The sequence below is a fragment of the Actinotalea sp. JY-7885 genome, assembly GCF_014525465.1.
Taxonomy (GTDB): Bacteria; Actinomycetota; Actinomycetes; order Actinomycetales; family Cellulomonadaceae; genus Actinotalea.
In genome coordinates, this window is record NZ_JACEXH010000040.1 from 1 (window position 1) to 20,636 (window position 20,636).

15 protein-coding genes, 1 tRNA gene and 1 pseudogene are annotated in these 20,636 nt (G+C 75.0%); 14 read left to right on the top strand and 3 right to left on the bottom strand.

Going from position 1 to position 20,636, the window contains the following annotated elements:
- Positions 1-278 (top strand): annotated as a pseudogene (locus IDM29_RS05705) (ABC transporter ATP-binding protein); the annotation flags it as partial.
- Positions 279-338: 60 nt separating this feature from the next.
- Here the strand turns inward: IDM29_RS05705 and IDM29_RS05710 are convergent.
- The gene (locus IDM29_RS05710) at positions 339-827 is read right to left on the bottom strand and encodes a MarR family winged helix-turn-helix transcriptional regulator (protein ID WP_182113246.1); all 489 of its coding nucleotides are present in this window, start codon (positions 825-827) and stop codon (positions 339-341) included.
- Entirely contained in the window at positions 824-1,468 is a 645-nt protein-coding gene (locus IDM29_RS05715; RefSeq protein WP_182113247.1) for a TetR/AcrR family transcriptional regulator, read from the bottom strand. The genes IDM29_RS05710 and IDM29_RS05715 overlap by 4 nt, the downstream gene beginning before the upstream one ends.
- Before the next feature lie 139 nt (positions 1,469-1,607).
- On the opposite strand from IDM29_RS05715, the gene IDM29_RS05720 reads away from it, so the two are divergent.
- The 13 genes from IDM29_RS05720 to IDM29_RS05780 all read left to right on the top strand — a co-directional run bounded on the left by IDM29_RS05720 (position 1,608) and on the right by IDM29_RS05780 (position 18,891).
- Positions 1,608-1,679 (top strand) — tRNA-Gln (locus IDM29_RS05720).
- A 127-nt stretch (positions 1,680-1,806) separates the two neighbouring features.
- Positions 1,807-3,396 (top strand): bifunctional UDP-N-acetylglucosamine diphosphorylase/glucosamine-1-phosphate N-acetyltransferase GlmU, encoded by a 1,590-nt coding sequence (gene glmU / locus IDM29_RS05725; RefSeq protein ID WP_182113248.1) that lies wholly within the window; start codon positions 1,807-1,809, stop codon positions 3,394-3,396.
- Between the two features lie 5 nt (positions 3,397-3,401).
- Entirely contained in the window at positions 3,402-4,385 is a 984-nt protein-coding gene (locus IDM29_RS05730) for a ribose-phosphate diphosphokinase (RefSeq protein WP_182113249.1), read from the top strand.
- A 218-nt stretch (positions 4,386-4,603) separates the two neighbouring features.
- The gene (locus tag IDM29_RS05735; RefSeq protein ID WP_182113250.1) at positions 4,604-5,236 is read left to right on the top strand and encodes a 50S ribosomal protein L25/general stress protein Ctc; all 633 of its coding nucleotides are present in this window, start codon (positions 4,604-4,606) and stop codon (positions 5,234-5,236) included.
- 88 nt (positions 5,237-5,324) lie between these two features.
- Entirely contained in the window at positions 5,325-5,921 is a 597-nt protein-coding gene (pth, locus tag IDM29_RS05740; protein WP_182113251.1) for an aminoacyl-tRNA hydrolase, read from the top strand.
- A gap of 136 nt (positions 5,922-6,057) precedes the next feature.
- On the top strand, positions 6,058-7,584 hold the full coding sequence (locus tag IDM29_RS05745) for a sugar transferase (RefSeq protein WP_182113252.1): 1,527 nt from the start codon (positions 6,058-6,060) through the stop codon (positions 7,582-7,584).
- Positions 7,571-8,056, top strand: coding sequence for an adenylyltransferase/cytidyltransferase family protein (locus tag IDM29_RS05750; protein ID WP_182113253.1), 486 nt, complete (start codon positions 7,571-7,573; stop codon positions 8,054-8,056). The genes IDM29_RS05745 and IDM29_RS05750 overlap by 14 nt, the downstream gene beginning before the upstream one ends.
- A 206-nt stretch (positions 8,057-8,262) precedes the next feature.
- The gene (locus IDM29_RS05755; RefSeq protein ID WP_182113254.1) at positions 8,263-9,411 is read left to right on the top strand and encodes a DUF1972 domain-containing protein; all 1,149 of its coding nucleotides are present in this window, start codon (positions 8,263-8,265) and stop codon (positions 9,409-9,411) included.
- Positions 9,412-9,452: 41 nt separating this feature from the next.
- Positions 9,453-10,211 (top strand): CDP-alcohol phosphatidyltransferase family protein, encoded by a 759-nt coding sequence (locus IDM29_RS05760; RefSeq protein WP_309232679.1) that lies wholly within the window; start codon positions 9,453-9,455, stop codon positions 10,209-10,211.
- Positions 10,204-10,821, top strand: a complete 618-nt coding sequence (locus tag IDM29_RS05765; protein WP_182113256.1) for a hypothetical protein — start codon at positions 10,204-10,206, stop codon at positions 10,819-10,821. The genes IDM29_RS05760 and IDM29_RS05765 overlap by 8 nt, the downstream gene beginning before the upstream one ends.
- Before the next feature lie 251 nt (positions 10,822-11,072).
- The gene (locus IDM29_RS05770) at positions 11,073-16,229 is read left to right on the top strand and encodes a PKD domain-containing protein (protein WP_182113257.1); all 5,157 of its coding nucleotides are present in this window, start codon (positions 11,073-11,075) and stop codon (positions 16,227-16,229) included.
- On the top strand, positions 16,226-17,407 hold the full coding sequence (locus IDM29_RS05775; protein ID WP_255491770.1) for a glycosyltransferase: 1,182 nt from the start codon (positions 16,226-16,228) through the stop codon (positions 17,405-17,407). The genes IDM29_RS05770 and IDM29_RS05775 overlap by 4 nt, the downstream gene beginning before the upstream one ends.
- An 11-nt stretch (positions 17,408-17,418) precedes the next feature.
- Positions 17,419-18,891 carry a lipopolysaccharide biosynthesis protein gene (locus IDM29_RS05780; protein WP_182113258.1) on the top strand — a complete coding sequence of 491 codons (1,473 nt, stop codon included), beginning with the start codon at positions 17,419-17,421 and terminating at the stop codon, positions 18,889-18,891.
- A gap of 22 nt (positions 18,892-18,913) precedes the next feature.
- Here the strand turns inward: IDM29_RS05780 and IDM29_RS05785 are convergent, their stop codons facing one another.
- Positions 18,914-20,083, bottom strand: coding sequence for a glycosyltransferase (locus IDM29_RS05785; RefSeq protein WP_182113259.1), 1,170 nt, complete (start codon positions 20,081-20,083; stop codon positions 18,914-18,916).
- Positions 20,084-20,636 lie beyond the last annotated feature (553 nt).

A 20,636-nucleotide genomic window follows, 5' to 3' on the forward strand; every position in this document is an offset into this window, starting at 1 on the left:
CCGACGCCGCGGAGCCGGCCGGGACGCCCGCCCCGCCGCCGGCGGGGCCGAGCGCGGCCGAGGTCCGCGCCGCGCGCAAGGACGTCACCCGGATCGAGCGCCGCCTCGCCCGGATCGCGACGCGCGAGAACGAGCTCCACGAGGCGATGGCGGCGTCGGCCACGGACCACCAGACCGTGCAGCGCCTCGACACCGAGCTGCGCGAGCTCGCGGCCGAGCGGGACGCCCTCGAGGAGGAGTGGCTCACGGCCGCGGAGACCGCGGAGACCTCGGGCTGACCGCGGGCTGACCTCGGGCCGGCCTCCTGCCGACGCCGGCACGCCGGCGGGCCGAGGCCCTCAGGCGTCGAAGGGGGCCATGACGGTCCGCAGCAGGTCGGCCAGCGCGTCCTGGTCCGCGGCGCTCAGCGAGCCCAGCAGGCCCCGCTCGACCCGGAGCAGGTCCTCGAGCGCGGTGTCGACCCGCACGCGCCCCTCGGGCGTCAGCCGGACGAGCACGCCGCGGCGGTCGGCGGGGACGGGGAGCCGCTCGACGAGGCCGCGGGCCTCGAGGCGGTCGATCCGGTTGGTCATCGTGCCGCTGGTCACGAGGGTCTGCGTGACCAGAGCGCCGGGGGACAGCTGGTAGGGCGCGCCGGCGCGACGCAGGGCCGACAGCACGTCGAACTCCCACAGCTCGAGCTCGTGCCGCTCGAACGCCGTGCGCCGCGCCAGGTCCAGGTGGCGGGCGAGGCGGCTGACCCGCGACAGGACCCGCAGCGGCTCCACGTCCAGGTCCGGACGCTCCCGGCGCCAGGCGGCGACGATGCGGTCGACCTCGTCGGTCACCCGTCCTCCCGGGCGTCGGTGCCGTCGGGCGTGGTGTGGGGCGGTTCCTCGCCGCGCAGCACCGGGCTGCCCTGCAGACCGGACAGGCCGTGCCACGCGAGGTTGACCAGGTGCGCGGCCACCTGCTCCTTCTCGGGGCTGCGCGTGTCGAGCCAGTGCTGCCCCGTCAGGGCCACCATGCCGACGAGCATCTGGGCGTACAGGGGGGCCGTGCGAGGGTCGAGCCCCCGCCGCGTGAACTGGTGCCCCAGCAGGTGCTCCACCTGCGCGGCGACGTCGCCGATGAGGCTCGAGAACGTGCCGGTCGCCTGGGCGACCGGGGAGTCCCGCACGAGGATCCGGAAGCCGTCCGTCGACGTCTCGATGTACTCGAGCAGCGCGAGGGCGGTGCGCTCGACGAGCACCTGCGGGTGCCCGCCGGCCTCGAGCGCGCCGGTCAGAGCGCCCGTCAGCGCCCGGATCTCGCGGTCGACGACGACGGCGTAGACGCCCTCCTTGCCGCCGAAGTGCTCGTAGACGACGGGCTTGGACACCTGCGCCCGCGAGGCGATCTCCTCGACGCTGGTGCCCTCGAAGCCCTTCTCGGCGAACAGCGTGCGGGACACGTCGAGCAGCTGCTCGCGCCGCTGTGTCCCCGTCATCCGCGCCCGCGGTGCTCGTCTGCTCTGCGTCGCCACGCGCCCATCATGCCGTGCGGCCCTGGCAGACTGGGGCACCGTCGCGCGCCGCGGACCGTCCGGCCCGTCCAGGGGTCGGGACGGACCGTCCCACGCGCGCCGGTCCGCCCTGGTGTAACGGCAGCACGCAGGCCTTTGGAGCCTTGCGGTCCAGGTTCGAATCCTGGGGGCGGAGCGGTGCCGGCAGGTGCTGCCGACGGGGGCGTCGGAGGGCCGTTCCAGCGACGGTAGAGTGACGACGAGCCCCACCGCGTGGCCGCCGCCGCTCGTTGGCGGAGCAGTCGAGCACTCCCGGGAGTCCTGTGTCCTACGCCCGCCCCGCCGCCGTCATCGTGCTCGCCGCAGGGGAGGGCACCCGGATGCGGTCCGCCACCCCCAAGGTGCTGCACCGTCTCGCCGGTCGCACCATGCTCGGCCACGCGCTGGTCGCGGCCCGGGCCCTGGACCCCGTCCGTCTCGCCGTGGTCGTGCGCCACGAGCGCGACCGGGTGGCGGCGCACGCGCTCGAGCTGGACCCGGACGTGCTGATCGCCGACCAGGACGACGTCCCGGGCACCGGACGCGCGGTCCGGTGCGGCCTCGGCGTGCTCGACGCGGCCGTCCACGCCGCCTCGGTGCACGACGGCGGCGGCCCGGACCAGGTCGAGGGCCCGGTCGTGGTGCTCGCCGGGGACATCCCGCTGCTCGACGGCGAGACGCTCGGCCAGCTCCTCGCGGCGCACGTCGCGGACGGCAACGCCGTGACGGTGCTCACGACCGAGGTCGACGACCCGACGGGCTACGGGCGGATCCTGCGGGAGCCGGGCACGGGCGAGGTCGCGGGCATCGTCGAGCACAAGGACGCCGACGACGAGCAGCGCGCGGTGCGCGAGATCAACTCCTCGGTCTACGTCTTCGACTCCGCCGTGCTGCGCGGTGCGCTCGGGCGGCTGGGGCGGGACAACGCGCAGGGCGAGGTGTACCTCACCGACGTCCTGGCGATCGCGCGGTCCGACGGCGGTGCGGTGCGCGCCCTGCGCGTCGACGACCCGGTGCTCGTCGAGGGCGTCAACGACCGCGCCCAGCTCGCGGTCCTCGGGGCCGAGCTCAACCGCCGCATCGTCACGGACTGGATGGTCGCGGGCGTCACCGTCGTCGACCCGGCCACGACGTGGGTCGACGCGGACGTCGAGCTCGAGCAGGACGTGACCCTGCTGCCCGGCACGCAGCTGCACGGCCGCACGCGCGTGGCGCGCGGCGCCGTCGTCGGGCCGGACACGACGCTGACCGACGTGGTCGTCGAGGAGGGCGCCCAGGTGGTGCGCTCGCACGGCAGCGGCTCGCGGATCGGGGCGGGCGCCGTCGTCGGCCCGTTCTCCTACCTGCGACCGGGCACCTCGCTGGGCGCCGACGGCAAGATCGGCGCGTTCGTCGAGACGAAGAACGCGACCATCGGCGACCACTCGAAGGTGCCGCACCTGTCCTACGTCGGCGACGCGACGATCGGCGAGCACACGAACATCGGTGCCGCGACGATCTTCGTCAACTACGACGGCGTCACCAAGCACCGCACGACCGTCGGCTCGCACGTGAGGATCGGCTCGGACAACGCGCTGGTCGCCCCGGTGACGATCGGCGACGGCGCCTACACGGGGGCCGGGTCAGTCATCCGCCAGGACGTGCGGCCGGGTGCGCTCGGGATCAACACGGCACCCCAGCGCACGCTGGACCGCTGGGTGCTGCGTCGCCGGCCCGGCACGCCGTCGGCCAAGGCCGCGGGCGCCGCGCTGGGTGACGAGGCCGCCGGGCTCTCGCCGCAGGCCCTCGCGGAGCTGGCGCGCGCGGGCCAGGTGGGCCAGGAGCAGTCGCCCGACGGCCGGGACCATGCCGCACCCACCACCGAAGGGCGCTGACGACGATGACCGGTATCACGCGGCACGACGGGGAGAAGCGCCTCGTCCTGGTCTCCGGGCGTGCCCACCCCGAGCTGGCCGACGACGTCGCGCGCGAGCTCGGCGTGGAGCTGCTGCCGACGACGGCGTACGACTTCGCGAACGGCGAGATCTACGTCCGCTTCTCGGAGAGCGTGCGCGGCGCGGACGCGTTCGTCCTGCAGAGCCACACGGCACCGATCAACCAGTGGATCATGGAGCAGCTGCTCATGGTCGACGCGCTCAAGCGCGCGTCCGCCAAGACGATCACGGTGATCCAGCCGTTCTACGGCTACGCGCGCCAGGACAAGAAGCACCGCGGGCGGGAGCCGATCTCGGCCCGCCTCATCGCCGACCTGTTCAAGACGGCCGGCGCCCACCGGCTCATGAGCGTCGACCTGCACGCGGCGCAGACCCAGGGCTTCTTCGACGGGCCGGTGGACCACCTCTGGGCCATGCCGCTGCTCGTGGACTACGTCCGCACGCGCGTCGACCTGTCCAACGTCTCCGTGGTCTCGCCCGACGCCGGCCGCATCCGGGTCGCCGAGCAGTGGGCCGCCAAGCTGGGCGGGTGCCCGCTGGCGTTCGTGCACAAGACGCGCGACATCAGCCGGCCGAACAAGTCCGTCGCGAACCGCGTCGTCGGCGAGGTCGAGGGCCGGACCGCCGTGCTGGTCGACGACCTCATCGACACCGGCGGCACCATCGCCGAGGCCGTGCGCGTGCTGCTCGACGCGGGCGCCAAGGACGTCATCGTGGCGGCGACCCACGGCGTGCTGTCGCACCCCGCCGCCGCGCGGCTGCAGGAGTGCGGCGCGCGCGAGGTCATCGTGACCGACACGCTGCCGATCACCGACGAGTGCCGCTTCGACAAGCTCACCGTGCTGTCGATCGCGGGCCTCATCGCGCGCGCGATCCGCGAGGTGTTCGACGACGGCTCGGTGACCTCGCTCTTCGACGGCGCCGTCTGAGCGCAGGCGCCGGTTCGGCTCCGGCGCGGGCTCCGGGTAGAGTGGCGCAGTTGCCTCGGCGAGGGACGTCGGACGGCCGCCTCTGGGCGGTCACCGCGACTCCGTGATCGACGGGCGGTCCTCCGCGCGTCCGTCCTGCGTCCCGCGCCGAGGCCGCTCCAGCTGCCGGCAGGCCCGGCGATCAGCCCGTCACCCCACGTCGTCACAGGAGTTTCCCCGTGTCCGAGATCAAGCTCGCCGCCACCACCCGCACGGAGTTCGGCAAGGGCGCCGCCCGCCGGACCCGCCGCGCCCACCTCGTCCCCGCCGTGCTCTACGGGCACGGCGGCGCCCCGCAGCACATCGCGCTCCCGGGCCACGAGACGATGCTCGCGCTCAAGCACGCGAACGCGCTCTTCTCGATCGAGCTCGACGGCCAGGCGCCGCAGCTCGCCATCGCCAAGGACGTCCAGCGCGACCCGGTCAAGAACGTCATCGAGCACGTCGACCTCCTCGTGGTCAAGAAGGGCGAGAAGGTCACCGTCGACGTCAACGTCGTCGTCACCGGCGAGTCCGCCCCGGGCACGATCCACGTCGTCGAGGCGCAGTCGGTCACGCTCGAGGCCGAGGCGACCCACCTCCCCGAGTCGATCGAGGTCTCGGTCGAGGGCCTCGAGGCCGGCACGCAGGTGCGCGGCTCCGACCTGGTCCTGCCGGCCGGCGCGACCTTCATCGGTGACGCCGAGCAGGTCATCCTCACGATCTCGACGCCCACGGTGAGCGCCGCGGACGAGGCCGACGCGGCCGCCGTCGAGGAGCAGGCCGCGGCGCAGTCGGCCGCCTCGGCCGCCGCCGCGGAGTCCGAGGCCTGAGCCTCACCACGCAGCACGACGCGGCGCCCGGTCCCTCGGACCGGGCGCCGCTCCCACATCCGGAGCGGACCAGGTGGAAGGAGCCGGGATGAGCGACCCGTGGCTCGTCGTCGGGCTCGGCAACCCCGGTCCCGGCTACGCGGGCAACCGCCACAACGTCGGGCAGATGGTCCTGGACGAGCTGGCGCGCCGTGCCGGCGCGACGTTCACCACGCACCGCACCCGCTCGCGCGTCGCCGACGTGCGCCTCGGCACGCTTCCCGGGGGCGCTCCCGGTCCTCGCGTGCTCCTGGCCAAGCCGTCGAGCTACATGAACGTCTCGGGCGGCCCCGTCGGCGCCCTCGTGCAGTACCTCGGCGTCCCGGTGGACCACCTCCTGGTGGTCCACGACGAGCTCGACATCCCCTTCGCGACGGTCCGGCTCAAGCAGGGCGGGGGCGAGGGCGGGCACAACGGCCTGCGGAGCATCAGCGCCGCCGTCGGGACGCGCGACTACGTGCGCGTGCGCGTCGGGGTCGGGCGGCCGCCCGGGCGCCAGGACCCGGCCGACTTCGTCCTCAAGGACTTCTCGGGGGCCGAGCGCAAGGAGCTGCCCTGGCTCCTGGACTCCGCCGCCGACGCCGTCGAGGCGGTCGTGACGCAGGGGCTGCTCGCCGCGCAGCAGAGGTTCCACGCGCCGGCCTGAGGCGGACGCGGGCCCAGGTCACGGACAGGTCACGACCCGCGTGCCATTCGGGTGAAATCAGACAGAACGCACCTTTGTGACGTACCGGCCGATATAGCCTCGATCCAGATCGCGACGTCTGGGGGGTGAACGGTCGGTGACACTGGCAGCGGAGCCCGGGTTCGACCGGCCCAGCGAGCACGACCGGCGCGGGGTCGCTGCCGAGGCCCGGCGGTCGTGGGCCTCCGCGCAGCCGTTCGAGCACCGACGGACGCCGTTCAACGACGACGCCGCGCTGGCCCACCTCTGGTCCGCACGCTCGGTCGTGTACCGCTGGCGCGTGGTCGCCCTCGACACCGCCGTCGCCGTCGCGGTCGTCGCCGCAGCCGTGGTCCCGCGCTACGGCACCGCTCTCGACGGCGCCGTCCTCCTGGTCGCCGGGGTGACCGGCTTCCTCGGCCTGGTGGCGGCCGCCCGCGGCTACCACCGGGAGGTCCTCGGGGACGGGCCGGCGGAGTACCAGGCCCTGCTCCGGGCCGGCGGCCTCGCCATGGCGCTGCTCATGGCGCTCGGCTTCATCACGGGCCTCGACATCCCGCCGGCGCTGGTGCTCGGCGGCGTCCCGGCCCTGGTCGTGGTCCTCATCGCGGCGCGCTACGTCAACCGGCGGGCGCTGCACCGTGAGCGCGCCCGGGGCGCGGCGATGCGGCGCACGGTCGTGGTCGGTGACCCCGCCGACGTGGCGCGCGTCGTGGTGCACCTGCAGGGCGCCCCGCACCACGGTTACCAGGTGACCGGCGTGTGCGTGCCGAGCCTCGGCACCGTGCCGGGCATCGGCCTGGTGCCCGTGGTCGGTGCCGTGGCCGACGTCCCGCAGGTGGTGGTCGACCGGGCGATCGACGTCGTCGTCGTCGCGGGGCGCTACCTCGGTGGCGAGGCCCTGCGGCGGCTGTCGTGGGCGCTCGACCGGGCCGGCGCGCAGCTGATCGTCGCCCCGGACCTGGTGGAGGTCACCACGCCGCGGCTCACGGTGCGACCCACGGCGGGGCTCTCGCTGCTGGAGGTCGAGATCGGGGCGCCCCGGCAGCGCCTCGTCGCCAAGGCTCTCCTGGACCGCGTCGTGGGCATGGCGCTGGCGCTCGCGGCCCTGCCCGTCGTCCTCGTGGCGGCGGTCCTGGTGCGGGCGACCTCGCCCGGCCCGGCGTTCTACCGGCAGAGCCGCATCGGCGTGGACGGCTCCACGTTCACCATGTGGAAGCTGCGCACCATGTTCGTCGACGCCGACGCGCGGCGTGCCGCCCTGCTCGCGAGCAACGAGGGCAGCGGCGTGCTGTTCAAGATGCGCGAGGACCCGCGGGTCACGCGGGTCGGACGGCTCCTGCGGCGGTACTCGCTCGACGAGCTGCCCCAGCTGCTCAACGTGGTCAAGGGCGACATGTCCCTCGTCGGACCCCGGCCGCCCCTCGCGTCGGAGGTCGCGGGCTACGAGGACTCGGTCCACCGCCGGCTCCGGGTCAAGCCCGGGCTGACCGGCCTGTGGCAGGTCTCCGGGCGGTCGGACCTCAGCTGGGAGGAGGCCGTGCGCCTGGACCTGCGCTACGTCGACAACTGGTCCCTCGCGATGGACCTGACGATCTTGTGGAAGACCGCGCGGGCGGTGCTGGGAGGCCATGGTGCGTACTGACGGGAACCCGGCCGACGGCGCGAGGGTCGTCGGCTATGCGCCCGGGGCGTGGGACCTCTTCCACGTCGGTCACCTCAACGTGCTGCGGCACGCGCGGGCGCAGTGCGACTACCTGGTCGCCGGGGTCGTCTCCGACGAGATGCTCGAGCTGGCCAAGGGTCGCGCGCCCATCATCCCCACCCACGAGCGCGCGGAGATCGTGCGACACCTCGACGTCGTCGACGAGGTGTTCGTCGAGACGCAGCCGGACAAGCTCGAGACGTGGCGCCGGCGCCCGTTCGACGTCTTCTTCAAGGGCGACGACTGGCGGGGCACGCCGCAGGGGGCCGAGCTCGAGCGTCGCTTCGCGGAGGTCGGGGTGCAGGTCGTGTACTTCCCGTACACCGTCCACACCTCGAGCACGCTGCTGCGTCGGGCGCTGTCGGTGCTGACCCAGGTGCCGGTGGACGCGGGTCAGGCACGTCATGGCTGACGCGCCGCCGGCCCGCGCGACCCAGGTGACGACCGCCCGAGCCGTACTGACGGGCGCCGGCGCCTGGCTGATGTGAGCCGGCGGCCTCGTGGCAGCCGGGTGAAGTGCCCGTCGAGGGGCGTGCCGGGGGGACGGGTCTCAGTAGTCTGGGCGCCGCTCCAGGAGGCGCGGCGTCCCGGCGGCGCGACCAGATGTGAGGTGGGGCTGTGAGGATCGCACTCGTCGGGACCCGTGGGGTCCCCGCGCGCTACGGCGGGTTCGAGACGTGCGTCGAGGAGGTCGGTCGCCGCCTCGTGGACCGTGGGCACTCGGTCACGGTCTACTGCCGTGGCGGCGACGAGGACGCCCGTCCCACCCACCTCGGCATGCGCCTCGTGCACCTGCCGGCCGTCCGCAGCCGCTCGCTGGAGACGCTCAGCCACACCGGCCTCTCGGTCGGGCACCTCGCGGGGCACCGCACGGACGCCGCCGTGGTCTTCAACGCGGCGAACGCGCCGTGGCTGCCGATCGTGCGCGCGGCGCGGATCCCGGTCGCCACGCACGTCGACGGGCTCGAGTGGCGGCGTGCCAAGTGGGGTCGCACCGGCCGCGAGTACTACCGGCGCGCCGAGGCGCTCGCGGTGCGCTGGTCGGACGCGCTCATCGCCGACGCCCAGGGCATCGCCGACTACTACCGCGAGCGGTTCGGCGTGCCGACCGAGCTGATCGCGTACGGCGCGCCGCTGGTGGCGCAGGCGTCGGACCGCCTCGGGGCGGCGGGGCTGGAGCCCGACCGCTACCACCTCGTCGTCGCACGCTTCGAGCCGGAGAACCACGTCGACGTCATCGTCGACGGCTACCGGCGCAGCGGCGCGCGGCTGCCGCTGGTCGTCGTCGGCTCGGCGCCGTACTCGGACGAGTACACGGCGCGGGTCCACTCCCTCGCCGACGCGCGCGTGCGCTTCCTCGGCGGCGTCTGGGACCAGCACCTCCTGGACCAGCTGTACGCGAACGCCCGCACGTACCTGCACGGGCACTCGGTCGGGGGCACCAACCCCTCGCTCCTGCGTGCGCTCGGTGCCGGCACCGCGACGACCGCGTTCGACGTGTCGTTCAACCGCGAGGTGCTCGGGACGAGCGGGCGCTGGTTCACCACGGCGGACGACGTCGCGCGCGAGGTCGACCTGGCCGAGCGCGACGTGGCCGGCGTGCGGCGCCGCGCCGCCGCGGCCCTCGCCGAGGCGGAGCGCTACGACTGGGACGACGTCGCCTCGCGCTACGAGGACCTGTGCGTGCGCCTGGCTGCCGGGGCGAGGGCTCGCGGCAGGTCGGGGCAGAGCAGGGCGGCATCCGGCCGGAAGGCGGCACGACGATGACGGTGGGGGCGACGGTCGTGGCAGAGACGTACCGAGACGTGGTGGGACGCCTGGCGTCCGCCCAGAAGGCCGCCGCACCGGGGGCGCCGGCGTACTCCGTCCTCGTGAACCGGCCCGTGGGCCGGCTCCTCGCCGCCTGGGCCTTCCGGCGCGGCCTCACACCGGACGCCGTGACGGGGATCAGCGCGGCGTTCACCTTCACGGGCATCGCGCTCGTGGCCCTCGTCGGGCCGGGGCTCTGGACCGCCGTGCTCGTCCCGCTGGCGCTCGTGGTGGGCTACGCCTTCGACTCCGCCGACGGGCAGGTGGCCCGCCTGCGCGGCGGCGGCACCGTGGCGGGGGAGTGGCTCGACCACGTGGTGGACGCCATCAAGATCTCGACCCTGCACCTCGCGGTCCTCGTGATGGCCTACCGGTTCCTGGACCTGCCCTCGGACGCCTGGCTGCTCGTGCCCGTCGCGTTCACGGCGGTCGCCAGCGTGTCGTTCTTCGCGATGATCCTCAACGACCAGCTCAAGCTCAACCACGCGCTCGCGCGCACGGGCGCACGTGTCGCCGGCGCTGCGCCCCGACCGGTCCCGCTGCTCCGGCGGCTGCTCGTGCTGCCGACCGACTACGGCGTGCTGTGCCTGGCCTTCGTGCTGCTCGCCGCCCCGACGGCCTTCTACGCGGCGTACACCGTCCTGCTCGCCGGGTGCGCCGGGCACCTCGCGCTCGCGCTCGTGAAGTGGCGGGGCGACATGGTGCGCCTGGCCGCCGAGGGCGCGCCGGCGACACGCGGGGCGGTGACCGGTGGCTGACGGCCGCAGGGCGGTCGCCGTGCTCCTGGCGGCCGCGCTCCTCGCGGGGTGCACGGCGGGGGGCGACGGCGAGACGCCGAGCCCGACCCGGTCCGCCCCGACCGACGCGTCCACGTCGAGCGCCGCCCCGAGCGCGTCCCCGTCGCCGAGCGCGACCGGTGCACCCCAGGGCGGTGCGCCGGGCGCGGCCGAGCCCGAGGGGGTGCTGCCCACGGCCGAGCCGGTCGCGCTCTCGGAGACCGCCGACTTCGGCACGGGCGTCACGTCCGAGCTCGCGGGCGTCGAGGCGATCCGCGCGGAGCCGCAGGGCCCGGGGGAGATCGCCGGGCCCGCGCTGGCCTTCGACATCTCCCTCACCAACACGTCCGCCGCCGCGGTGGACCTGGGCGCCGTGACGGTCAACCTGACGGACGACGCCGGCGTCCCCGGGCTGCCGATGACCGGCCCGCCCGCGACGCCGTTCTCAGGCTCGCTGGCGCCGGGCGCGTCCGTCACGGGCACCTACGTCTTCGCGGTGGACGAGGGCTCGCGCTCGGTCGTCGCCCTCGAGGTGAGCTACTCGACGCAGGCACCCGTGGTCGTGTTCCGAGGCGACCCCGCCGACGTCTGACGGCTGACCGCACCGAGCGCCGGGAGCGTGGGGCCGGCCGCGTACCTGTCGTCGTCGACCGCCGGCGTGCCCCTGACGGTGACGGTGGACGACCTGACGGTCACCGCGCCGTAGCCCGTGCCCTGCGCGCCGCTCCCGTGCCCTGCGAGGGTCGTCCGTTTTCACCCGTTTGGACCGGGTTGACGGCGTGTTGTCCGCGTAGGGTGAGACCCCTCGCCCCACGGCGCGGATCTCTCGAAACGAGGCTGCCCATGCTCCCGCTGACGCACGTCCTGCGCCGCGCCGTCGCCGCGGCCGCCGGGACGGTCCTCGTCCTGACGGGCCTCGTCGTGCCGGCCGGCACCGCCGCGGCTGACACCACCCCGTCCGTCCCCGGCGTGCCCGCCACCGTGTCCGCCGACGCCCTGCCGACGGTCCAGGTCGACGGCGTCGTGTGGGACCAGGTCGTCGTCGGGGACACCGTCTACGTCGCGGGCAGCTTCGCGACGGCGCGGCCGTCCGGTGCCGCGCCCGGCACCTCGACGGTGGCACGGCGGAACCTGCTCGCGTTCGACATCCGCACGGGACAGCTCATCTCGTCGTGGGCGCCGACGACCAACGCGCAGGTACGGGCGATCGAGGCGTCGCCGGACGGCAGCCGGCTCTACATCGGCGGTGAGTTCACGCAGGTCAACGGCGCGTCCGTGTGGCGGATCGCCGCGCTCAACCGCGCGACGGGCGCGCTCATCCCGTCCTTCGTGCCCAAGCCCGACGCCACGGTGCGCGCGATCGCGGTGACCGCGGACGCCGTCTACTTCGGCGGGCTCTTCAACGCGGTGGGCACGCAGACCCGGACGCGCCTCGCGGCCGCCTCGCCGTCCGGCGAGCTGCTCCCGTGGGCCCCGGCGGCGGCCGGCGCGAGCGGGGTCAACGCCCTCCTGGTCTCGCCGGACGGGAGCGAGGTCGTCGTCGGCGGGTCGTTCACCTCCCTCAACGGCTCGTCCGACCCGGGCTTCGGCCTGGGGTCGGTCGACCCCGTGACGGGCGCCCTGCTCCCGTTCGCTGCCAACACGCGGTGGATCCGCAACGGCGGACGCGACGGTGCCATCACGCACCTGTCGGGCGACGGGGACTTCGTCTACGGCAGCGGCTACACGTTCGGCCGCCAGTCCGGGACGCTGGAGGGCACCTTCGCGGCGCACTGGGGCGGCGGGGAGATCGAGTGGATCGAGGACTGCCACGGGGACACCTACTCGGCGTTCCCGGTGGGCGAGGTCATCTACCAGGCGAGCCACAAGCACTACTGCGGCAACCAGGACGCGTTCCACCAGACCGAGCCCTGGCAGATGCGCCTCGGCACGGCCGTCACCAGGGCGGTCGGCGGCACGATCACGCGGGAGCCGTACGACTACACGAACTTCGAGGGCAACCCGCGCCCCTCCCAGCTGCACTGGTACCCCGACATGGACACGGGCACGTACACCGGGCAGAACCAGGGCCCGTGGTCCGTCGTGGGCACCTCGCAGTACGTCGTCATGGGCGGCGAGTTCCAGAACGTGAGCGGCCGCCCCCAGCAGGGCCTCGTGCGGTTCGCGGTGCCCGGCGTGGCGCCCGAGGACATGGGCCCGTCGCTGAGCGGCGGCAAGTTCGACCTGTCGGCGACGTCGCCGGGTGACCGGGCGGTGCGACTCCGCTGGACCGCGAACATGGACCCGGACAACGAGGACCTCACCTACAGCCTGATCCGCAACAGCAACACCGCGGCCCCGATCTACCAGGTCGTCCAGCGGTCGCGGTTCTACGACCGCCCGACCATGGGCTACGTCGACAAGGGCCTGACGCCCGGCGCGACCTACCGCTACCGGCTGCGCGCCACCGACCCGGCCGGGAACCTGGCCTGGTCCGACACGGTCACCGTGACGGTCTCCGGCACGGCGACCGCGGGTAGCGACTACGCCGAGACGGTGCTCGCCGACGAGCCGGTGGCGCACTGGCGGCTCGGCGAGGCGAGCGGGCCGTGGCTCCGCGACGCGACCGGGTGGGACGACCTGCGGGCACGCGCCGGAGCCACGCCCGGCGCCCCCGGTGCCCTCGCGGGCGAGACCGACACGGCGCTCGCACTGGACGGCTCGGCGCAGGCCCACGCGAGCACGACGCCGAACATCGAGAGCCCGACGACGTTCTCGGTCGAGGCGTGGATCCGCACCACGACCACGCAGGGCGGCCGGATCGTGGGCTTCAGCAGCGCCGAGACCGGCACCTCGAGCTACGCCGACCGTCAGGTCTACATGGACAACCAGGGACGGCTGCGTTTCGGCATCCGCCCCTACTCGGGCTCGCGCGTGGTCGCGTCGAGCACCCAGAGCTACAACGACGGGCAGTGGCACCACGTCGTCGGCACGGCCGACGCGGGCGGGACGCACCTGTACGTCGACGGCGTCCGTGTCGCGTCGGCGGCCCCGGCCCAGGGCCGGATGTACGGCGGGTACTGGCGGGTGGGCGGCGACTCGCTCCAGGGCTGGACCAACCGCCCGACGAACGACAACTTCACGGGTGACGTCGACGAGGTCGCGGTGTACGACCGCGCCCTGACGCACGCCCAGGTGGCGACGCACCTCGTCGCGGCCGGCCGCACGTCGCCGCTGCCGGCGCCCCCGGCCGACGAGTACGGTGCCGCGGTCGCGGCGGCCGAGCCGGAGCTGTACTGGCGCCTGGACGAGACGTCCGGCACCGCTGCGGGCGACTCGGGCGCCTACGCCACGCCCGGCACGTTCCGCGGTGCGGTCGCGCTCGGCGCCCCCGGTGCGCTCGCGGACGGCACCGGGACCGGCGTGCGGCTCGACGGCTCGTCGGCCCGCGTCGTGAGCGACCGCTCGTTCGCGTCGCCGCGCGTGTACTCGACCGAGCTGTGGTTCAGCACGACCACCACGGCGGGCGGGAAGCTCATCGGCCTCGGCAACAACCAGACGGGCCTGGCGACCAGCTACGACCGGCAGGTCGTCATGGGCACCGACGGGCGCCTGAGCTTCGGGGTCTTCGTCGCGAACGCGTTCACGAACGTCACGACGCCCGCGGCGTACAACGACGGTGCATGGCACCACGTGGTCGCCACGCAGTCGGCGCAGGGCATGCGGCTGTACGTGGACGGCGAGCTGGTGGGCGAGAACCCGCAGAGCGCCGCCAGGTCGCTCACCGGCTGGTGGAAGGTGGGTGGCGACACCACCGGTGGCGTCCAGCCGTACCTCGCCGGGACGGTGGACGAGGTCGCGGTCTACAGCCGTGCCCTGTCCGCCGAGACGGTGGCCGAGCACTGGTCGCTCGGCGCCGGGACGATCCCGGCGGTGCCGCCGGTCGCCTCGTTCACCGCGACGGCGGACGGGCTCCGCGTGGACGTCGACGGGTCGGCCTCGTCCGACCCGGACGGCACCGTCGCGTCGCACGCGTGGACCTTCGGCGACGGGGCCACGGCGACCGGCGCGACCGCGTCGCACGACTACGCCGTGGGTGGGACCTACGACGTCACCCTCACGGTGACCGACGACTCGGGGGAGACGGCGTCGACGACGCAGCAGGTCACCGTCGCGGCGCCCCCGGTCGAACCGGCCGGTCCGTTCGCCGCCGACGCCTTCGGGCGGACCCTCCCGAGCGGGTGGGGCACGGCCGACGTCGGCGGCGCCTGGTCGCTCGTCGGTGCCGCGTCGGCGTTCTCGGTCGCCGACGGGGTCGGACGCATGACGGTGCCGCGTGGCGGCGCGGGCGTCACCGCGGTGCTCGCCGGGGCTCCCTCGGACGACGCGGACGTGACGGCGCGGGTGGCGACGACGACCGTGGCGAACGGCGCGGGCGCGTTCTTCTCGCTCATCGGCCGTCGTGTGGGCGCGAACGACTACCGCGCCAAGGTCAAGATCGCGCCGAACGGCGTGGTCACGCTGTACCTCAACCGGGTGACCGGTGCCGAGACGACCCTCGCCTCGCTCGCGGTGGCGCCCGGGGTGTCCTACGCGGCGGGCGACGCCCTGCGCATGCGGGTCACGGTCTCCGGCACGTCGCCGTCGACGCTGCAGGCCAAGGTGTGGGAGGACGGTCAGCCCGAGCCCGCGGACTGGCAGCTGACCGCCACGGACGAGACGGCGGCGCTCCAGACCGCGGGCGGCGTCGGGGCCATGGCGTACCTCGCGACCTCGACGACCAACGCTCCTGTGACGTTCACGGTCGACGACCTGCGCGCCGCCGGCGTCGGCGAGCCGCAGCCCGTGGAGAACCAGCCCCCGGTGCCGGCGTTCACGCACGCCGCGGAGGGCCTGGGCGTGACCTTCGACGCGAGCGGGACCACGGACGCGGACGGCACGGTCGCGCTCTACGGCTGGGACTTCGGTGACGGCACGCTCGGCACGGGCGCCACGCCGACCCACACCTACGCCGCCGGCGGGACCTACTCGGTGACGCTCACGGCCACCGACGAGGACGGCGACGCCGCGTCCGTCACGCGTGCGGTCACGGTCGCCGCCCCGCCGCCGCCGGGACAGGCGCCGGTCGCGGCCTTCGGTGTGACGTCCGACGGCCTGTCGGTCGCCGTGGACGGTGCTGCCTCGACGGACGCCGACGGCACCGTCACGGGGTACGCCTGGGACTTCGGTGACGGGACGACCGCGACGGGGGCCACCGCGACGCACACCTACGCCGCGGCGGGCCAGTACACCATCGTCCTCGTCGCGACCGATGACGACGGCCTGTCGTCCTCGGCGTCGCAGGTCGTCACGGTCGCCGGCCCGGGCCCGGAGCCCGCCGGACCCCTCGCGGCCGACGACTTCGCACGGGACGTCACCGGCGGGTGGGGTGGCGCGGCGACGGGTGGGGCGTGGTCGCTCGTCGGTGCGGCGTCGTCCTTCTCGGTGGCGCAGGGGGCCGGCCGGATGGTCCTGCCGAGAGCGGGCGCCGGCGTGTCGGCGTTCCTGCCAGGCGTCTCCTCGACCTCGACGGACGTCCGCGTCCGGACCACCGTCGCGCCGGTGGCGGACGGCGGCGGGCTGTTCGTGTCGCTCGTCGGCCGCCGCGTGGGTGCGGCGGACTACCGAGCCAAGGTCAAGGTGGCCGCGAACGGTAGTGCGACGGTGTACCTGACGCGCGTGGACGGCGCCGAGACGACGCTCGCCGTCGGTGCGGTGCCGGGCGTGAGGCTCGCTGCCGGCGAGCAGCTGCACATCCGGCTCGAGGTGACGGGCACGTCGCCGACCACCCTGCGGACCCGCGTCTGGAAGGACGGCACACCCGAGCCCACCACGTGGCAGCTCACCGCGACCGACTCCACGGCGGCGCTCCAGGCCGCGGGCGGCGTCGGGCTCGTCTCCTACGTGTCCGCGTCGTCCACGACCTTCCCGCTCACCGTGACGTTCGACGACCTCGTCGCGACGGATCCGTCGGCGCCGTGAGGCGTCGCGCCCCCGCGCCGGACGTCCGGGCCGCGGGCCGGACGGTCCTCGTCGCCCACCCGGGCGCCGAGCTCTACGGCTCGGACCGCGTGATGCTCGAGAGCGTGGCGGGCTTCCGCGAGGCCGGCTGGCGGGTCGTCGTCACGCTGTGCGACGACGGTCCGCTGGTCGCCGAGCTGCGGGCGCTGGGCGCCGAGGTCCGGCGCACGCGCTCGCCCGTGCTGCGCAAGAGCGCCCTGCGTCCCGCGGGCTTCGGCCTCCTCGTCGCGGACACCGTCCTCGGTGCGGCACGGGGCGTGGCCCTCCTCGGGCGGCTCCGGCCCGACGCGGTGTACGTGAGCACCGTGACGGTCCCGCTGTGGACGATCCTGGCCCGGCTCATGCGGCGCCCGGTGGTCGTCCACGTGCACGAGGCGGAGACCGGCGCGCCCGCGATCGTGCGCCGCCTCATGGCGCTCCCGCTGGTGCTCGCCACGAGCGTCGTCGTGAACAGCCGGTTCAGCGTCGACGTCCTGCGCGCGTCGCTGCCCGCCGCGGTGCGCCGGGCGGTCGTCGTCGACAACGGGGTGCCCGGGCCCGCCGAGGTCGTCCCGGCGCGCCGCACGATCGACGGGCCCGTCCGCCTGCTGTACGTGGGGCGCCTGTCGGCCCGCAAGGGTGTCGACGTCGCGGTCGAGGCGCTGGCCGAGCTCCACCGGACCGGGTGCCCGGCTCGGCTGGACGTGGTCGGCGCCGTGTTCCCCGGCTACGAGTGGTTCGAGCAGGGGCTGCGCGACCGCGTGAAGGAGCTGGGCCTCGAGGGCTCCGTGCACCTGCGGGGCTTCCACGCCTCGGTGTGGCCCTTCCTCGCGGACGCCGACGTCGCCGTCGTGCCCTCCGTGGTCGACGAGCCCTTCGGCAACACGGCGGTGGAGGCGGTGCTGGCGGCGCGTCCGGTCGTCGTGAGCGAGACCAGCGGGCTGCGCGAGGCGTCCGCGGGCTACGGCTCGGCGCAGCAGGTCCGCCCGGGGGACCCGGTGGCCCTGGCGGGTGCCGTGCGGCGGGTGCGGGACGCGTGGCCGGAGTTCTCGCGCGCGGCGGCCGCCGACGCGCTCACCGCGCGCGACCGGCACGACCCCGCCCGGTACCGCGGCCGGGCCGTGGCCGCCCTCGAGGCCGCGGTGAGCGGCGCGCCGTGAGCGGTCGCGACGTGGCGCCTGCCGACCAGGCGGCGGTGGGCAGCGGGACGGCGGCCTCGGCGGTCCAGTGGAACTCGATCGCCGTCGCGGGGCGCCAGGCGTTCCTGCTCGTCTCCAGCGTCGTGCTGGCCCGGGTGCTCGGCCCCGAGACCTACGGCGTCATCAGCGCGGCGACGATCTACGTCACGTTCACCACGCTGCTGCTCGACCAGGGGCTCGCGTCCGCCCTGATCCAGCGGCCCGTGCTGAGCCGGTGGGCCGGTGGCGCCGTCGCGAGCGCGAACCTCGTCGCGGGCGTGCTCCTCGCCGGCCTGACCGTCGTCGTCGCGCCCTGGGTGGCCGACTTCTTCAGGGTCGAGGAGCTGACCACCGTGCTGCGCCTCCTCGGCCTCGGCCTCGTGGTCAAGTCCCTGGCCATCGCGCCCCGGGCCATGCAGGCGCGGTCGCTGACGTTCCGCGCGATCGCGGTCGCCGACGTGTCGGGCGCCGCCGCGGGCGCCGCCGCGGGTGTCGTGGCCGCGCTCTGCGGAGCCGGGGCCACCTCGATCGTGTTCCAGGTCGTCACGGTCGACGCGGTCGTCGCGACCATCCTCCTGTGGTCGGCGCGCGGGCCGGTGCCGAACCTGCGTGTGAGCGAGGTCCGTGCGCTGCTGCCCTTCGGCCTGCGGGTCATGGCCACGGACGGCATCGCGTACTTCTCGCGCAACATCGACAACATCCTCGTGGGACGGGTGCTCGGCGTCGTCGCGCTGTCGTACTACGGGATGGCGTACCGCGTCCTCGTCATCCCGGTGCAGCTGGTCGGTCAGACCGTCTCCCGTGTGATGTTCCCGGCGTTCTCCCGGCTCGCGGGGCGCCGCGAGCTCCTCGCCGACGCGCTCGTCAAGGCGACGGCGATGCTCGCCGTCGTGACCGTGCCGGCCATGGGGCTGCTCGCGGTCGCGTCCCCGGAGCTGGTCGAGGTGGTGCTCGGGCGGCAATGGCTGCCCTCGGCGCCGCTCCTGACGGTCCTCGCGGTGGCGGGCGCGCGCGAGACCGTGCTGTACGTGACCGGGCCGCTCCTCAAGGCGACGGGCGAGGTCTCCCTGCTCGTGCGGTACGAGCTCCTCGCGACCGCGGTCCAGGTCGCCGGCATCGTCGTCGGGCTGCGCTGGGGCGTCCTCGGCGTGGCGATCGGGTACACGGTCGCCGGGTTCGCACTCAGCCCCGTCCTGCTGCACCTGCAGCGGCGCCTCGCGGGTGTCACGGCGGGTCAGCAGGCCCGCGCGGTGCTGCCCCCGCTGCACGCCGCCCTGTGGGGGGTGGCCGCCTACGCGCTCGTGGCGCAGTCGTCGGCGGGCCCGGCCCTGACGCTGGCGACCGGTGCCGCGGCGTACGGCGCCGCGGCTGCCGTCGTGCTCGCGACGGTGCACCGGAGGTCGACCGCGCGCACGGGCCGATGGGTGCTCGCCGTGCTGCCCGGTCGCGGCAGGTCGTCCGCCTAGTGCGGTCCCGCGGAGCCCGGCGCTAGCGCGTGCGCGGAGGGCGCCGGGTGCGCGAGCCGCGGGGCCGCGCGTCCAGCACGCTGTCGTAGAGGTCCTCGAGGCGTGCCGTCTGCGTGCGCACGTCGAAGTCGCGCAGCACGCGCTCGCGGCCCGCCGCGCCGAGCGCAGCCGCCCGAGCCGGGTCGTCGAGGAGCGTGCGCAGATGGGCGGCGAGCGCCCCGACGTCGCCCTCGGGGGCGAGGAGGCCGGTCTCGCCGTCCACGACGGCCTCGGGGACCCCGGCGTGGCGGTACGCCACCACCGGCAGCCCGTGCCGGGCCGCCTCGAGGAAGACGATGCCGAAGGCCTCCTCCTGACCCGTCGCGGTCGTGCGTGACGGGCCGCAGAAGACGGCCGCCCGGGCCAGCTCGCGCGCGACGCCCTCGGAGGGGAGCCGGCCGAGCATCTCGACCGCCAGGCCCGCGCGCGCGGCCTGCTCCTCGAGCTGGCGGCGCAGCGGCCCGTCGCCCACGACCCGCACGCGGAGGTCCCGCCCGCGGTCCAGGTGCTCGACCGCCGCCAGCAGGTCCGCGGGACCCTTGACGTCGACGAGTCGGCCGACGAAGACGATCCCGTCCCTCGTCGCCGCGGGTTCCACGGCGCCGGCCACGGGCACGCCGATGTGGTGCACCCGCACCTTCTCCGGGGGCGCTCCCAGCTCGACGAGGCGTCCGGCGAGATGCTGCGAGACAGCGACGAGGAGGTCCGCGTAGGCGAACACCGCCTGCAGGCGTTCGACGTAGCGCCGTCCGGCCTCGCCGCGCGTGGGCTCCTGGGTGACGTCGTACCCGTGGAAGGTGACGACGAGCGGGAGCCCGAGCCGGCGCGCGACGGGCAGGACACCCACGGCGCTCGTGCCGAAGTGGGCGTGGACCAGGGCCGCGCCCTCGCGGCGCAGGAAGCGCTCGTACACGCCGCGGTGACCCGTCGCCCGGCTCAGCCGGCGGGTGGCCCGGCCCACGAGCCCGTCCGGGAACGGCGCGAGGTCGGCGCGCGCGATGCCGTCGGCGACCTGACGCTCGCCGATCGTCACGGGCCGCCACCGGGTCATCGCGGCCAGCTGGTCGCGCACGAACGTCTGGGACGGCGCGAGCCAGGTCGATTTCCAGACGGCGACCACCGGGCGGGCCACGTCCGTCGCGGCGTCGTGCACGAACCCTCCTCGGTACGGCCTCGGGACGCGGCGGTGACGTGGTGACGCGGGCCCCGGCCACCTCCGCCCGTGGACACGGGATGTGATCCGCATCACATCCGAGCCCGGGCCGTGCGCGCCGGGCCGTGCCGCCGGTCCGCCCGCGAAGGGTAGCAAAACGGGCACCACCTGCAACGATGCGCGCGCGGCCGCAGGGTGTCCCGCGCGGCCGCGCAGGACGCGCGAGCACGGGTGTCGTCGTGACCCTGGTGGTCATCACCCGATCGGCCTAGCGTCTGTCACGGCCTCCCGCCGCCCGGCGGGAGACGGCCGCGCGGTCGACGCCCGGCGGGCACCGGAGCCCGCCGTCGGCGCCCGCCGGCCGGCCTGTCGCACGGGGGGACGATCGATGCGGATGCACGCCACCAGTGGCCGGCCGGCCACCCGGCGGGGCGTCGCGCGCGCTTTCGCTCTGCTCCTCGCCCTGACCGTCACCGCCGGCGCCGGGCCGTTGCCCGGCGGGGCCGCCGAGCGGGTCAGCCGGTCGGCCGCGGTGAGCCCTGCAGCGACGTCC

What these genes read in the sequence shown, in the direction of transcription:
- IDM29_RS05770 (WP_182113257.1), top strand. Translation starts at nt 11,073, where the DNA reads ATGCTCCCGCTGACGCACGTCCTGCGCCGCGCCGTCGCCGCGGCCGCC.
- IDM29_RS05750 (WP_182113253.1), top strand. Translation starts at nt 7,571, where the DNA reads ATGGTGCGTACTGACGGGAACCCGGCCGACGGCGCGAGGGTCGTCGGC.
- pth (WP_182113251.1), top strand. Translation starts at nt 5,325, where the DNA reads ATGAGCGACCCGTGGCTCGTCGTCGGGCTCGGCAACCCCGGTCCCGGC.
- IDM29_RS05715 (WP_182113247.1), bottom strand. Translation starts at nt 1,468, where the DNA reads ATGACGGGGACACAGCGGCGCGAGCAGCTGCTCGACGTGTCCCGCACG.
- IDM29_RS05730 (WP_182113249.1), top strand. Translation starts at nt 3,402, where the DNA reads ATGACCGGTATCACGCGGCACGACGGGGAGAAGCGCCTCGTCCTGGTC.